Genomic DNA, 13,737 nt, shown 5'->3' with positions numbered 1-13,737 from the left:
GGATAGGTCAAATCTGCACCTCAGGAGGCAGAAAAATAAGCTCGATTTGTGGCTTTTTCAGCGCGAAACGCCCTAAAGCAGCCCCGCCGCCAAGGCCCGCGCAAGCGCATCGGAGAACAGGGTTGGTGGGGCCGAGATGGCAAGGGTCACATCTGTTCCGATCAATTCGGCCTGCAGGCCCTCTTGCGCGGCAGCGGTGAACATATCAGCCGACATGAGGATCGCGCCAAGGCTATGGCCCAAGCAATCTCCCGCGGCCACGCAAAACCGCGTGCGGCGCGGGGAGGGGGCAAAGGGCAATTCGACCCCGTCCATCCAGACAGAGGGGCGCGTGATTGGACGCGCCACCCCGTCCCATCTTTGCCCGATCTGAAGAAGATAGACAGGCGGCCCCCCTTGGGTGATCACCCGCGCCTCGCCAACCAGAACACGGTGCTGCCCCGTGGCGATCACGGCTTGGCCCGACCACGCACCCGCGACACCACTGGCCGCGCTACGCGCCACACCGCCTTGCGGCAGGATCTGACAGGCAGGAAGGCAAAGCAGCAGAATGATCAGCGCGCGGAACATGGGGCCGATATGCCCGTTGTATGGTTAAAGCCGCGTTAACCTTGGCCTGCGCTTGGATGCAGCATTGGGGTAAATCCCGTTTGCAGCACCGCCACCATTGGCAGCGGTGTCAGCACTGTTACCGCCGCTTCAGGCAAGCTGCGCGCTGCGCCGTATCCCATGGGGCTATAGGGGGTGCAATCGGCCCCTCGGACCAGATGGGGGATGCCTTCAAGGCTGATGAAACTGCCCTTGGGCAGGGAATTTGCATTGGCCCGATGGGTGATTTGAACGCGGTCCCGCCCCACGCGGGATCGATGCAAGCACTGGTCAATCTCTCGGTGCAGCGCAGGTCCATTCACCTTTGCCCAAGCGGATTTGAACGAAGCATAGGCGGCGGGGCGGCAATAGCCGCATGGCCTGTGACCTGCGGCCAGCGCCACGGCTTCGTCCAGAAAGAATAAGGGCGTCCAGCGCCCTTCGGGTTGTGGGCCCTGATAGCGCCCTTTGGGGTGTTCCAGCGTGCAACTGATCCAATGCGGGTGCTTCCAGCGCGAGGTGCCAAGCCGGCCGCTCCCGTCAAAGCCCAAGACCCCACGATTGCCCGTCAGCATCCCACGCGCCCGATCAGCGATGATCTCGCCCGTTGGCTGCACGCGGTTTTGAAGGGGAGAAGGCCTCAGATCATCAATTCCTTTGTCGCGCTGAGTTTGACCTCGGGGTAGTCGCGCTCAACGCGGTCGATATCCCATTGCAGGCGGGTCAGATAAACGGGGTCGCCATCATTATCGGTCGCGATATGCTGCTTGTTTGCCGCCGCGAATTCCTCGACCTTGTCTTTGGGGCCATGCACCCACCGCGCCGAGGTGAATTGCGAGGCCTCAAACCGCACAGGCAGCCCGTATTCCAGCTCGATCCGGCTGGCCAGAACCTCGAATTGCAGCGCGCCCACGACGCCCACAATAAAGCCCGACCCGAAGGTGGGCTTGAACACTTTGGCGGCACCCTCTTCGGCGAATTGCATCAGGGCCTTGTCCAGATGCTTGGCCTTGAGCGGGTCACCCGCACGGCAGGTTTGCAAAAGTTCAGGCGCGAAGGAGGGGATGCCCGTGAACCGCAGCGCCTCGCCCTCGGTCAGGGCGTCCCCGATGCGCAATTGGCCGTGGTTGGGAATGCCGATGATATCGCCTGCCCATCCTTCCTCGGCCAATTCACGGTCCGAGGCGAGAAACATCACGGGGTTCGAGATGGCCATCGGTTTTTTCGTCCGCACATGATTGAGCTTCATGCCGCGCTGGAAATGGCCCGATACAAGCCGCACGAAAGCCACGCGGTCACGATGTTTAGGGTCCATATTGGCCTGCACCTTGAACACAAAGCCCGAAACTTTGGTCTCTTCGGGGGCCACTTCGCGCGGCTGCGCAGGTTGGATTTGCGGCTCAGGGCCATATTCGGCGATGCCATCCATCAATTCCTTCACGCCAAAGGAATTGATCGCGGAGCCGAACCAGATGGGGGTGAGCGAGCCTTGCAAAAAGGCGTCACGATCCAGCGGCGGCAACAATTCACGCGCCATCTCGATTTCTTCGCGCAGTTTGGCGAGCATCTCGGCGGGGATGTGATCATCAAGACGCGGGTCATCCAGCCCCTCCATCTTCACCGATTCCGCCACGCGGTTGCGATCCGCGCGATCCATCAATTCCAGCCGATCATGCAGCAGGTCATAGCAGCCTAGAAAATCGCGCCCGACCCCGATGGGCCAGCTGGCAGGGGTCACGTCGATTGCGAGGTTTTCCTGAATTTCGTCGATAATCTCGAATGTGTCGCGGCTCTCGCGGTCCATCTTGTTACAGAAGGTCAGGATTGGCAGGTCGCGCAAGCGGCATACCTCGAACAGCTTCTGGGTCTGGCTTTCAACGCCTTTTGCCCCGTCAATCACCATGATCGCGGCATCCACAGCGGTCAGGGTGCGGTAGGTATCCTCGGAGAAGTCCGAGTGGCCGGGTGTGTCCACAAGATTATAGCGGTATTTTCCGAACTCGAAGGACATGGCAGAGGCCGAGACCGAGATGCCGCGGTCCTTTTCCATTTGCATGAAGTCCGAGCGCGTGCGCCGTGCTTCACCCTTTGCGCGCACTTGTCCCGCCATCTGAATAGCCCCGCCAAAAAGCAGGAATTTTTCAGTCAGCGTGGTTTTGCCAGCATCGGGATGCGAGATGATCGCAAAGGTGCGACGACGCGCGATTTCGGGCGGCAGGGCGGGGCGGTTTGTGGCTGTGTCCAACATGGCGCGCGGTATAGGCCGCGTTGGGGCATTTTGGAAGAGTGCTTGGCGCGTGGCCTGCGGTACTCAGCTCTTTTTGCGCGGTTTGGCTGGGACGCCTTTGCTGGCCCGCGTCAGGGCTTGGGCCATATCATCATCGGGATCGGCCAGATTGGGGGTGTCGATTTCAATGGACGCGGCCATACCGGCATCTGAACCTACATCACGCAATTCCTCAGGCAAAATCGCGCGTGTCTGGCCCGTCACCATCAGACTTTCAACGGCCACACCTTCGGCATAGATGATCTGGTGGCGATCAAAGAGGATATTATAGGTATCGAAAAAACCGCCTTCTTCTTGCAGCACGGTATCTCCGTTGACCAGATTGCTGGCCTTGATCATCACCTCGGATCGGCCCGCGCCGATTTCATCGCTGCGTTGCCAGATGAACAGGCGGTGATTGGGCATCAGCACAAGGTCATTGACCACGCTCATGGTGCCTTGCGTGATACGGATCGGCGCGAGTGCTCCCATGGCGCGCATGGTTTGATGGCCGACCCATAAGATCGGCTGGACGCCATGATCGCGGGTGAGAACACGGTCGCCTTCTACCAACTCCTCAACGAGTTTTTGTGCGCCCGTTGACAGCGTGACATGCGTGCCCGCGATAAAGCTGACACAGGCGACATCGGCAAAGCGTTGCGGGGCGCTTTCGGTTTCGCTGCTGACCAGCACATAATCGCGATTGGGCACCATATCGGCCAAAGGCAGGAAGTATCGCGCAGGTCGCGCATCGCCCCAAACCGTCAGCAAAAGCAGCTCGGCAAGGCTGCCATCAGGCGTCATGACCGTATGGCAAGCATCAATTGTCAGGCTATCGCCAACATATCCAATCTGCGATCCCGTCGCGATAATCTGATCGGCTTTCGACCCGTCTCTAAGGGCAAGTTTCAAAGTGCTGGCTTGGCGTGACAGGCGGTATTCATCGCCCTGCACGACATCTTTGGGCAGGCCAATCGGGTCGCCTTCATTAGCACCTGTCGACACACGAAAATCGGAAATCGGGTAAACTAGAAAACTATATTGTGCATCAACGCTTGACATAAATTACTCCCGTTTATCTTCCGTAGAAACTGGCAAGCTTATGGTCAAGCGCTCTGGTTCAATTCTTGGGCGACTGATAGTGTTTTTCGCAAGACGTGTAGCAAAGGGAGTGCATGCGATGGATTTGGGTATTTCAGGGAAGCGTGCATTGGTTTGTGCATCCTCCAAAGGATTGGGTTTGGGCTGCGCACAGGCGCTCGCAGAAGCAGGTGTTGATCTGGTGATGAATGCGCGCGGGGCCGAGGCCTTGGAAGCATCCGCCGAAGATATTCGTGCAAAATACGGGGTGAATGTCACCACCGTGGCCGCTGATGTCACCTCGGAGGAGGGGCGCGAGGCGGTTCTGGATGCGGCCTCAACTGTCGATATTCTGGTGACCAATGCGGGCGGCCCCCCTCCGGGTCTGTGGGCCGATTGGACGCGGGATGATTTCATCAAGGCGCTGGACGCAAATATGCTGACCCCGATTGCGCTGATGAAAGCGCTTTTGCCGTCGATGATCGGCAAGGGCTGGGGCAGGGTCGTCAATATCACCTCGCAATCCGTGAAAGCTCCGATCCCGCAGCTTGGTCTGTCAAACTCGGCACGGGCTGGCCTGACGGGCTATGTCGCGGGAACCGCGCGGCAGGTGGCCGAGCATGGGGTGAATATCAACAATATGCTGCCCGGCATTCACGCAACCGACCGCGCTGTGATGTTGGATGGCGGTGTTGCCAAGCGCGACGGCATCACCTTGGACGAGGCCCGCGCAGCGCGCGAAGCCTCGATCCCAGTGCGCCGCTATGGCACGGCAGCCGAGTTCGGCCAGACCTGCGCCTTTTTGTGCTCGCAACATGCAGGTTTCATCATCGGGCAGAATATCTTGCTTGATGGTGGTGCCACCAACGCGACGCTTTAGGTTGAAACGGGGCGGAGGGGCTGCTACCTGCCTAATCCGATGGAATTGATCAGGTATGCCAGCAATGCCCTCCGCGCCGCGCCTTGAGGTTGAGACGATAACTTGCTGCTTTGACGGGCGCGAGGTTCTCAGCAACGTCTCTCTTCAGGTGGCATCGGGGCAGGTGATGTGCCTGCTCGGGCCATCTGGCTGCGGCAAATCCACAACCTTGCGGGTGATCGCAGGCATTGAGCGGCAGGAAACAGGCGCTGTCCGAGTTGATGGCGAAAGCGTCTCGGACGCGTCTGTGCATCTGCCGCCCGAAGCGCGCTCGGTCGGGTTGATCTTTCAGGATTTCGCCCTGTTCCCGCATCTTAATGTCGAACAGAACATCGGTTTTGGCCTTAAGGGCACAAAGCCCGAGAAAGCCGCGCGGGTGGCGGAACTGCTCGAACGGGTTGATCTTCAGGGCTATGCCAAGAAATCCCCCCATATGCTCTCAGGCGGTGAACAGCAGCGCGTGGCCTTGGCCCGCGCAATTGCACCGCGCCCGCGCGTAATGCTGATGGATGAGCCCTTCTCGGGGCTGGATAACCGCCTGCGCGATGGTATCCGCGACGAAACGCTCGACCTGCTCCGCGAGGAAGGCACAGCGGTTGTTCTGGTCACGCATGAGCCTGAAGAGGCAATGCGCATGGCCGACCAGATCGCTTTGATGCGGGATGGCAAGATCGTGCAGCAGGGCGCGCCCTATAATGTGTATAATACCCCCTGCGACAAAGCAGCGGCTGCGTTTTTCTCGGATGTGAATGTGATCCGTGGGCGCGTAAACGGCGCTTTGACCGATACCGCCTTTGGCCAGTTTCTGGCACCAGGTGTGGCTGATGGCACGGAAGTGGAGATTATTTTCCGCCCCCAGCACGTAAAAATTGATTTTGACCGCAACGGGCGCGGCCCCAATCCGACCCCGCGCGATGGTGTTCCCGCACGCGGCGTGGTGGAGCGTGCGCGCTTTATGGGGCATGAAAGCCTTGTTGAGTTCCGCATGGATTTCAACAACCAACTCCTCAAGGCCACGGTGCCTGCCGTCTTCCTTCCAAAGATCGGAACAGCGCTTTGGCTGACGGTGCGGCGGGATCGTTGCTTCGTATTCCCGAAGAAAATCGACGCCTAAGGCGGAAAACCTGCGCCAATCTGCTTGCGGTATCTGGGGATTTCACCCAAAAATGTCGCAAGTTTGAATATGAGGGCTTTGATCCGGCGATCAGAGACCATAGGTAAAGATCAATGACATCGGTTTCGGACGCGGGCCTGCGCCTCCGATACCAAAGGGAGAATAACATGTTGAACAATATCGGCCCCGTGGGCCTCGTGCTGATCGCGATTGTTGTGCTGGTTCTTTTTGGACGTGGCAAAATCGCGAATTTGATGGGTGAAGTCGGCAAAGGCATCACAGCCTTCAAGCGTGGCGTCAAAGATAGCACTGACGAAATCGAGAACGCTTCGAACACCGTCGAAGAAGCGCGTGACGTCACCCCTGAGCGTGAACGCGATAACGCCTAATTTGCGCGCTTTGCGCAGCTACGCTTAAGGAACGCCCATGCCTGATATCGGCTGGATGGAATTGCTTGTGATCGGCATTGTGGCGCTCATCGTGGTGGGCCCCAAAGACCTGCCTGTGATGTTTCGCAAGGCGGGGCAGGTGACGGGGCGGATTCGTGGCATGGCCAAGGAATTCACCAATGCGATGAATGACGCCGCCGACCAAAGCGGCATGAAGGACTTGAACCGCGATCTGCGCGCGATGACCAATCCGAAGAAATTCGGGATGGATTCGCTCAAGAAATCGGTGAATGAGGCCTTCGAGGATATTGATCCGACGAAATTCCCTGAAGGCTCCGAGGAGCGCAAATCGGCAGATGAATACGCTGCCAAGGCCAAGGCTGCTGCCAAGAAGCGCGCCGCGCAGGATGAAAAGATCCGCTCGGCCAAGCTGGCTGCCGCCAAGCAAGCCGATGAAGAGTTGATGGCGCCCGAGCCCGAGATCGCCCCTAAGGCCAAGCCGAAAGCTGCGCCCAAAGCCGCGGCAAAGGCTGCGCCCAAGGCAAAACCTGCAACAGCCAAAGCGACCAAGGCGAAAGCTGCCGAGAGTGAAACGCCCGTTGCCGATACCGCCTCGGACACGGAGAAGACATGAAAGACGAAGAGCTTGAAGACAGCTCGGCCCCACTGATCGAGCATTTGGCCGAGCTGCGTACACGGCTTATCCGCTCCGTTTTGGCCTTTATCATCGCCATGGTGTTGATGTTCACCGTGGCCGAGCCTTTGTTGGAATTCATCTCGCAACCTCTGGCGGACGTGCTGCGTTCGCGCGGCGAGGATGCGCGGTTGATCTTTACCGCACCGCAAGAGAAATTTTTTGTCCTGATCCGGATTTCGGTGATTATGGGCTTTGCTGTTTCATTCCCCGTGATCGGCTACCAACTCTGGAGCTTTGTGGCGCCCGGTCTCTACAAGACCGAGAAAAACGCGTTTCTGCCTTTCCTGATCGCCTCGCCCGCCCTGTTCCTTCTGGGCGCGGCTTTTGCCCATTATGTGGTGACGCCTCTGGCGATGCAGTTCTTCATCGGGTTTTCCGATGCGATCCCCGCCCTTGCAAACCTGATCGCGGGGGATGGAACATTCTCGAACCCGAATGCTGGCAATGACGAATTGCAGACGGTGTTTCTGGGATCGGTCAAGGAATCCCTCGATATCGCGCTGAAGTTCATCTTCGCCTTTGGCCTGTGCTTCCAGCTTCCTGTTCTGCTGACCCTGATGGGCAAGGCAGGGCTGGTTTCAGCCGAAGGGCTGCGCAATATGCGTAAATATGCGGTTGTTGGCATCCTGATTGTCGCCGCTTTGGTGACCCCGCCTGATGTCGTGACGCAGATGATCCTGTTTACGGTTGTCTATGGCCTTTACGAAATCTCCATCCAGCTGGTCCGTATGGTCGAGCGCAAGCGTGAGGCGGAACTGCGTGCCGAAGGCTTGTTTGATGAAGACGAGGATGAGGCGGAGACGGAAGACCCCAAAGCATGAATGACGAGGTGCTGAACCGGATCGCGGATGCGCTGGAGCGGCTCTCACCCAAGCCTGCCGAAACACCTGATTGGACGGCTGCGGATGCCTTTGTCTGGCATGCAAGCCCCGACCATCTGGCCCCCGTGCCCAAGGTGAATGCGGTGGATTTGTCGCTGCTTTTGGGAATTGATCGCTCTCGCGATACCCTTTTGGAAAACACCCGCCAATTTGCACGTGGCTACCCTGCCAATAATGCGCTGCTTTGGGGCGCACGCGGCATGGGAAAATCCTCACTGGTGAAGGCCGCGCATGGCGCTGTCTGTGCGGAAGGGCATGACCTCAAACTGGTGGAAGTGCAGCGCGAGGACCTCCCTTCGATCGGGCGTTTGTTGGGGCTGATGCGGGACACGCCATCGCGGATTATCCTGTTCTGCGATGACCTTTCGTTCAGCCATGATGACCAGCATTACAAATCCCTCAAAGCCGTGCTTGACGGAGGCGTCGAGGGGCGGCCCGATAATGTGATTTTCTACGCCACCTCCAATCGCCGCCACCTGATGCCGCGCGATATGATCGAGAATGAGCGCTCCTCGGCGATCAACCCGTCTGAGGCGGTTGAGGAAAAGGTCAGCCTGTCGGATCGGTTTGGCCTCTGGCTTGGCTTCCATCCTTGTTCACAGGATGAATATCTCTCGATGATCGAAGGTTATTGCGCGGCCCATGGGGTCGACATTTCGGCGGATATTCTGCGCGCCGAGGCAATCGAATGGCAGGCCACGCGCGGCGGGCGTTCGGGCCGTGTGGCATGGCAGTATTTCACTGATCTTGCGGGTCGCAAAGGCGTGACGCTTTAGGGCAATGCCGCCTGTGCCGCCGCCATGACCCGCGCGGCGCGTTTATCCATATTGCGATGCCAGACAGGCGGGATCGTGGCGATCACCGCCATGATCGGCATGGAAAAGGGCAAAACGGGCTCGCCCTTGCTGACCGTAAGGCTGTCATAGGGGCGATCTGGATGCATGTGATGATCGGAATGCGAGGGGGCATTGAGCATCAGATATGAGGTGAACCCGCGCGGTGCGTTCCAACTGTGATGCGCCCCCACAGGCTCAAGCCGCCCGTCAGAGCGCGTCAGGCGGGTCAATCCGTAATGCTGGATATAATCCGATAGCATGATCTGGATATGAGCGAGGGCGGACAAACCAATCATCGCAAAAAGCCCCGCAACCCCGCCCAAGGCAAGGGCCAGTATCAAGGTCAGCGCGCCGCCCGCAATCCAGATATAATAGGGGTTTTGCAGGCTATGGGCGGGCATGGATTTGCGGGTGAGTTTTGCGTTTTCCTGCGCCAACCCTGCTTTGAAGGAGCCGATCCAAGCCCTTGGAAAATAGCGCCAGAAGCTCTCGCCGCTCAGCGGTGTATTGGGGTCGTCTTTGGTGCCGACAAAGCGGTGATGCACCAGCCTATGGGCCGAGACATGCTGCCCGAAGATCATGCTGGTATACACCGCCATCCCCAGCCCCGACAGCCAAGCGGGGCGGCGATGGATCAATTCATGCGCATTGGGGTGGCTGATCTGCCCCATGAAAGAGGCGACCGCGAGCAAGCTCACCAGCTTTTCGCCTACCCCATGCGCGGGGCTGGCGATATAGAGCATCAGACAGGGCAAAAGCACCAGATGCCCAAGCCCGAGGAGGGCCGAGAGGCGGTCGGGCCAGCGCGGCTCAGCCTGTGCGATATCGCTGCTGATCGGTGGGGTCAGCCATTTATCCAGCAGGGCCGCGAAAAGGGTCAGGTAGACAAGGGCGATCACGCCCCAAGGGCCTGCCACCAACACCTCCAGAAGCAGCAGCGCCAAGACGGGCAGCGTGGCTGTTGCATAGCGGAAGAAGATCACTTGGTCCTTGGTCATGCTCTGCCTTTGAGGGGTGCCTGTTGCGCCAGTATAGTCCCGCATCTGCGTGGGGCAAAGGCGTGACTGCGACAGATTGCGTGCCGCCATGTCGCAGCCATGGGCCGCGTTTCAGGCGATAGCGGGCCTCTTGGGCTTCCCATCGGGCCGCGCGCGTATTAGGTCATTTGGATCAGGCGGAAGAGGGTTCGATGTCTTTTTTCAAGAAAATGAAAGATCGTATGTTCAGGTCCTCGTCGAAACTCGACGAAGGATTGGAGGCGATTATCGAAGAAGGGGCTGTTGAGCCTGCGCAGGAAGACGCGCTTGAGGGGCCCGCAGCCGCACAGGCCGAGCCATCCGAGGCGCCCGCCGCGCCCGAGCCTGAGGCCCTGCCCGAAGAAATCGTTGAGCCTGAACCTGCGGAGCCGCCCGCGCCCGAAGAGCAGCCGATGCCACAGCCCGATCTGCGCGTTGCCGCTGGATTGGAGGAGCTAGAGGCCGAGGAGCCCGCAAAATCTGGGCTGTTGGGGCGGCTTATGGGGCGCAGCGCTGCCCCGCGCCGCGCGTTGGATGACGAGATGCTGGAGCAGCTTGAAGAGCTGTTGATTACCGCCGATATGGGCGTGGAGACAGCCATGCGCGTGACGGCCAATATGGCTGAGGGGCGTTTCGGCAAATTGATGTCGGCCCCTGAGATCAAACAGCTTTTGGCCCGTGAGATTGCACAGGTGATGGAACCTGTGGCGCGTCCTTTGCCGATTTATCCCAAAACCCCGCAGGTTGTGCTGGTGGTGGGGGTCAACGGTTCGGGCAAAACCACCACGATTGGCAAGCTGGCCTCGCAATTCAAGGCCGCTGGCAAGAAGGTTGTGATTGCAGCGGGCGATACATTTCGCGCCGCCGCCGTTGAGCAGCTTCAGGTCTGGGGCGAGCGCGCAGGCGTGCCTGTGCTGACCGCCGCTGAAGGCTCGGACCCTGCCGCTTTAGCCTTTGATGCGATGGTCAAAGCCGAGGCCGAGGGGGCAGATTTGTTGCTGATCGATACGGCAGGACGGCTGCAAAACCGCGCCGATCTGATGGAAGAATTGGCCAAGATCGTGCGGGTTATTCGAAAGAAAGACCCTGATGCGCCGCATAACACCTTGCTGGTGCTGGATGCGACCACGGGCCAGAATGCGCTGAGCCAAGTCGAGATTTTTCAAAAGCTTGCGGATGTTTCGGGGCTGATCATGACCAAGCTGGATGGCACCGCGAAGGGTGGTGTCTTGGTGGCTTTGGCCGATAAATTCGGGCTGCCCATTCACGCCATTGGTGTGGGGGAGCAGATTGATGACCTGCAAGCCTTTGACCCTGAGGAATTTGCCCGCGCATTGACCGGAACTGAGGGATGAGGTGGCAGATGTCAGGCCGCCTCCGGCGGTCGTATTTCGGGAAAGATGAAAGCAGGGACCTTTGGGGGACCTGATCGTCGCGCTGGAGGGCACGCCGCAGGGCGAGAGATTGGCGCTGATGCTGGCGCTGATGGCGGCCTTTTTGCATGCGGTGTTTGGCGCTTTGCAAAAGGGGCGGCATGACCCGCTTCTGGCGCGCGGTGCGATAGATTTCTCCTATATGGTGATGGCCGCGCCTTTTGCGCTTTTTCTGGTGCCTTGGCCCGAGCCGCATATGTGGCCCATTTTTATGGGCGTTTTTATCATTCATGGTCTTTATAAATGGGCGGTTTTGGCCAGTTTCAGGCGCGGGGCCTATACCGTCGTTTATCCCGTGATGCGGGGCACGGGGCCGCTTTTTGCCGTGATCGGGGCGGGGCTTGTTTTTGGCGAGAGCTTTTCTTGGGTCCAATGGGCGGGCGTGGGCGTTTTGCTGGCAGGGCTTTATGGTTTGGCGGCCTATAATATGGTGCATGTCACCGTGGATCGCGACAGGCTTGTGCCTGCGCTGTTTTTTGCCGTGGTCACGGGGCTGTTTGTGGCGGCCTATACTACCTTTGATGCCTATGGCATTCGCGCGACCGCGGACCCGTTTACCTTTCTGGCTTGGTTTTTCTTTATCGACGGGCTGCTGTTTCCCTGCATCGCGGCAAGGTTCTACCTGAGGGCTGCGGACAGGCCACCATTTGCCCCCTTGGCGCTGCGGGGTGTTTTTGGCGGTTTGGTTGCTTTTGCATCTTTTGGATCGGTCATGTTGGCCACCCGTCTTGATCAGGTAGGTGAGGCCGCGGTCTTGCGCGAGACCTCCACGGTTTTTGCCGCTTTGATCGGTTGGTTGTTTTTGAAGGAAACGGTCGGGCCGCGGCGATTGGCCCTTATGGGGTTGATTGCAGCGGGCGCGGTGATAGTTGAGGTGGGCGGATAAAAGGAAACAGCATGCAACAAGACCCCCGTCCCGTTCCACAATGGCTGAAATCAGCGCTCGATCTTGGGCCTGCGCTGTTGTTTTTTGTGGTCTATCTCTGGCTGCAGGACACTGTAATCACCGTGGCGGGTACGGAGTATGACGGGTTTATCATCGTCACGGCCTTGTTCATCCCGATCTTGCTGGCGGCTATTCTTGTGTCTTGGAAGCTGACGGGCAAGCTGTCGCGCATCCAGATATTCACCATGATTATGGTGGTGGTTTTTGGCGGATTGACCGTGTGGTTCAATGATGAGCGGTTCTTCAAAATGAAGACGACCATCGTTTATGCGTTTTTCGCGGGCGTTTTGGGGATTGGGCTGTTGCTGGGGCAAAGCTGGCTGAAATCCCTGATGGGAGAGATGCTGCCGATGAAACAGGAAGGCTGGATGATCATCACCCGCCGTATCGCGATTGCTTTCGGGGTGATGGCGGTAGCCAATGAGATCGTCTGGCGCACCCAATCCGATCAGTTCTGGGTGACCTTCGAGACCTTTGCCCTTCCAGCCTTTCTATTCGTGACCTTCATGTCGCAAGCCAAGGTGATCGAGCGCTACAGCCTTAGCGAGACTTCGGAGACGGACGCGGGCTAGAGGGGCGCTTTTTGCGCAAGCCGCCGGGCTTGCCTGTTGGGCGTTCCGCGGATTTGCTTGGCGCACGGTCTGGTTTCTGCCCACCCGCGCGGCGGTCTGATCGGCTATCAGGTTTTGTGCCGGACCGTGCCGCCATGGGCTTTCCACCGGGTTTGCGCAATTGACGACCCGATTTTGGTTTAGCCTCGGCATGGCCTTCGACCAATTCGTCTAACCCCAGTTGATCGGCCAGAATGCGGCCTTTGATCTCTTCGACCTCGCCCGCTTTGACATCGCCAAGGCGAAACGGCCCGTAGGAGATACGCAAAAGGCGGTTCACATCCAGACCGATGGCCATCATGGCGCGGCGGATTTCACGGTTTTTGCCCTCGCGAAGGCCAACCGTCAGCCAAGCATTGGCCCCTTGCTGGCGATCAAGGGAGACCGTCATGGGTTGAAACCGCTCCCCCTCCAGCACAAGGCCTTTGCGAAGGGGGGCGAAATCTTCATCCTTGGGGGTGCCTTTGACGCGGACGCGGTATTTGCGCATCCAGCCCGTGGAGGGCAGTTCCAGCTTGCGCTTGAGCCCTCCATCATTGGTCAGCAGCAACAGGCCTTCGGAATTGATATCGAGGCGCCCCACGCTCATCACGCGCGGCAGGCCTTCGGGCAGATTGTCAAACACAGTGGCGCGATCTTTTTCATCGGCATTGGTCGTCACCAGCCCTAGCGGCTTGTGGTAGAGCCAGAGCCTCGGGCGCTCGGCCTCGGGCAGGGGGGCTTTATCGACGGTGATACGGTCGCGCTCGGTGACATTTAGGGCGGGGCTGTCGATGATCTTCCCATTGACGCCTACGCGGCCCGCTTCGATCATGCGCTCGGCTTCACGGCGCGAGGCCACGCCTGCGCGGCTCAGTCTCTTGGCAATGCGCTCGCCCTTTGGGGTCTCTTTGGGTGTGTCTGTGCTCATATCCTTGCCCTAGCGGTTTGACAGGCTGTTGGAAAGCCGTGATGAAAGAGC

General features: G+C 58.9%; 15 protein-coding genes. 9 read left to right on the top strand and 6 right to left on the bottom strand.

Translation table 11 applies throughout. The annotated features are described in order from the left end of the window. Positions 1-72 precede the first annotated feature (72 nt). From ACTYEO_RS12070 to ACTYEO_RS12055, 4 genes are all read right to left on the bottom strand, one after another. Complete coding sequence (locus ACTYEO_RS12070; RefSeq protein WP_449323994.1) at positions 73-570, bottom strand: hypothetical protein; 498 nt, start codon at positions 568-570, stop codon at positions 73-75. Positions 571-605: 35 nt separating this feature from the next. Next, positions 606-1,205, bottom strand: a complete 600-nt coding sequence (locus ACTYEO_RS12065; RefSeq protein ID WP_449323993.1) for a hypothetical protein — start codon at positions 1,203-1,205, stop codon at positions 606-608. A gap of 23 nt (positions 1,206-1,228) precedes the next feature. Continuing rightward, positions 1,229-2,836: a peptide chain release factor 3 gene (locus ACTYEO_RS12060; protein WP_449323992.1), complete on the bottom strand. Its 1,608-nt coding sequence runs from the start codon at positions 2,834-2,836 to the stop codon at positions 1,229-1,231. Positions 2,837-2,899: 63 nt separating this feature from the next. Continuing rightward, positions 2,900-3,916: a Hint domain-containing protein gene (locus ACTYEO_RS12055; RefSeq protein ID WP_449323991.1), complete on the bottom strand. Its 1,017-nt coding sequence runs from the start codon at positions 3,914-3,916 to the stop codon at positions 2,900-2,902. Positions 3,917-4,034: 118 nt separating this feature from the next. Here ACTYEO_RS12055 and ACTYEO_RS12050 point away from each other — a divergent pair, with 118 nt between their 5' ends. The 6 genes from ACTYEO_RS12050 (at position 4,035) to ACTYEO_RS12025 (ending at position 8,710) form a co-directional block, all read left to right on the top strand. After that, entirely contained in the window at positions 4,035-4,814 is a 780-nt protein-coding gene (locus ACTYEO_RS12050; protein WP_449323990.1) for an SDR family oxidoreductase, read from the top strand. A gap of 55 nt (positions 4,815-4,869) precedes the next feature. Next, complete coding sequence (locus ACTYEO_RS12045; protein ID WP_449323989.1) at positions 4,870-5,967, top strand: ABC transporter ATP-binding protein; 1,098 nt, start codon at positions 4,870-4,872, stop codon at positions 5,965-5,967. Positions 5,968-6,134: 167 nt separating this feature from the next. Further along, positions 6,135-6,356, top strand: coding sequence for a twin-arginine translocase TatA/TatE family subunit (locus ACTYEO_RS12040; protein WP_449323988.1), 222 nt, complete (start codon positions 6,135-6,137; stop codon positions 6,354-6,356). Positions 6,357-6,393: 37 nt separating this feature from the next. Beyond that, positions 6,394-6,990: a Sec-independent protein translocase protein TatB gene (gene tatB, locus ACTYEO_RS12035; protein WP_449323987.1), complete on the top strand. Its 597-nt coding sequence runs from the start codon at positions 6,394-6,396 to the stop codon at positions 6,988-6,990. Further along, positions 6,987-7,874 (top strand): twin-arginine translocase subunit TatC, encoded by an 888-nt coding sequence (tatC, locus tag ACTYEO_RS12030; RefSeq protein WP_449323986.1) that lies wholly within the window; start codon positions 6,987-6,989, stop codon positions 7,872-7,874. Before tatB ends, tatC begins: the two co-directional genes overlap by 4 nt. Next, a complete protein-coding gene (locus ACTYEO_RS12025; RefSeq protein WP_449323985.1) occupies positions 7,871-8,710 on the top strand; it encodes an ATP-binding protein in 840 nt (279 codons plus the stop codon). Before tatC ends, ACTYEO_RS12025 begins: the two co-directional genes overlap by 4 nt. On the opposite strand, the gene ACTYEO_RS12020 is transcribed toward ACTYEO_RS12025, so the two are convergent. Continuing rightward, the gene (locus tag ACTYEO_RS12020) at positions 8,707-9,858 is read right to left on the bottom strand and encodes an alkane 1-monooxygenase (RefSeq protein ID WP_449323984.1); all 1,152 of its coding nucleotides are present in this window, start codon (positions 9,856-9,858) and stop codon (positions 8,707-8,709) included. The genes ACTYEO_RS12025 and ACTYEO_RS12020 overlap by 4 nt on opposite strands. 101 nt (positions 9,859-9,959) lie before the next feature. On the opposite strand from ACTYEO_RS12020, the gene ftsY reads away from it, so the two are divergent. From ftsY to ACTYEO_RS12005, 3 genes are all read left to right on the top strand, one after another. Next, positions 9,960-11,141, top strand: a complete 1,182-nt coding sequence (ftsY, locus tag ACTYEO_RS12015; RefSeq protein ID WP_449323983.1) for a signal recognition particle-docking protein FtsY — start codon at positions 9,960-9,962, stop codon at positions 11,139-11,141. A gap of 61 nt (positions 11,142-11,202) precedes the next feature. Then, on the top strand, positions 11,203-12,105 hold the full coding sequence (locus ACTYEO_RS12010) for an EamA family transporter (protein WP_449323982.1): 903 nt from the start codon (positions 11,203-11,205) through the stop codon (positions 12,103-12,105). Between the two features lie 11 nt (positions 12,106-12,116). Beyond that, positions 12,117-12,737 (top strand): inner membrane-spanning protein YciB, encoded by a 621-nt coding sequence (locus ACTYEO_RS12005; RefSeq protein WP_449323981.1) that lies wholly within the window; start codon positions 12,117-12,119, stop codon positions 12,735-12,737. On the opposite strand, the gene ACTYEO_RS12000 is transcribed toward ACTYEO_RS12005, so the two are convergent. Then, positions 12,706-13,686, bottom strand: coding sequence for a pseudouridine synthase (locus ACTYEO_RS12000; RefSeq protein ID WP_449323980.1), 981 nt, complete (start codon positions 13,684-13,686; stop codon positions 12,706-12,708). The genes ACTYEO_RS12005 and ACTYEO_RS12000 overlap by 32 nt on opposite strands. Between the last annotated feature and the right edge of the window lie 51 nt (positions 13,687-13,737).

Source organism: Rhodophyticola sp. SM2404, from assembly GCF_053570515.1.
Note: the sequence above shows the minus strand (reverse complement) of the source record. Positions and strands in the feature narration are given on the sequence as shown.

Excerpts from the sequence above, each read along its gene's own strand:
- ftsY (WP_449323983.1), top strand. The coding sequence starts at position 9,960 with ATGTCTTTTTTCAAGAAAATGAAAGATCGTATGTTCAGGTCCTCGTCG.
- ACTYEO_RS12020 (WP_449323984.1), bottom strand. The coding sequence starts at position 9,858 with ATGGCGGCACGCAATCTGTCGCAGTCACGCCTTTGCCCCACGCAGATG.
- ACTYEO_RS12055 (WP_449323991.1), bottom strand. The coding sequence starts at position 3,916 with ATGTCAAGCGTTGATGCACAATATAGTTTTCTAGTTTACCCGATTTCC.
- ACTYEO_RS12045 (WP_449323989.1), top strand. The coding sequence starts at position 4,870 with ATGCCAGCAATGCCCTCCGCGCCGCGCCTTGAGGTTGAGACGATAACT.
- ACTYEO_RS12000 (WP_449323980.1), bottom strand. The coding sequence starts at position 13,686 with ATGAGCACAGACACACCCAAAGAGACCCCAAAGGGCGAGCGCATTGCC.
- ACTYEO_RS12025 (WP_449323985.1), top strand. The coding sequence starts at position 7,871 with ATGAATGACGAGGTGCTGAACCGGATCGCGGATGCGCTGGAGCGGCTC.
- ACTYEO_RS12040 (WP_449323988.1), top strand. The coding sequence starts at position 6,135 with ATGTTGAACAATATCGGCCCCGTGGGCCTCGTGCTGATCGCGATTGTT.
- ACTYEO_RS12060 (WP_449323992.1), bottom strand. The coding sequence starts at position 2,836 with ATGTTGGACACAGCCACAAACCGCCCCGCCCTGCCGCCCGAAATCGCG.
- ACTYEO_RS12050 (WP_449323990.1), top strand. The coding sequence starts at position 4,035 with ATGGATTTGGGTATTTCAGGGAAGCGTGCATTGGTTTGTGCATCCTCC.
- tatB (WP_449323987.1), top strand. The coding sequence starts at position 6,394 with ATGCCTGATATCGGCTGGATGGAATTGCTTGTGATCGGCATTGTGGCG.
- tatC (WP_449323986.1), top strand. The coding sequence starts at position 6,987 with ATGAAAGACGAAGAGCTTGAAGACAGCTCGGCCCCACTGATCGAGCAT.
- ACTYEO_RS12005 (WP_449323981.1), top strand. The coding sequence starts at position 12,117 with ATGCAACAAGACCCCCGTCCCGTTCCACAATGGCTGAAATCAGCGCTC.
- ACTYEO_RS12070 (WP_449323994.1), bottom strand. The coding sequence starts at position 570 with ATGTTCCGCGCGCTGATCATTCTGCTGCTTTGCCTTCCTGCCTGTCAG.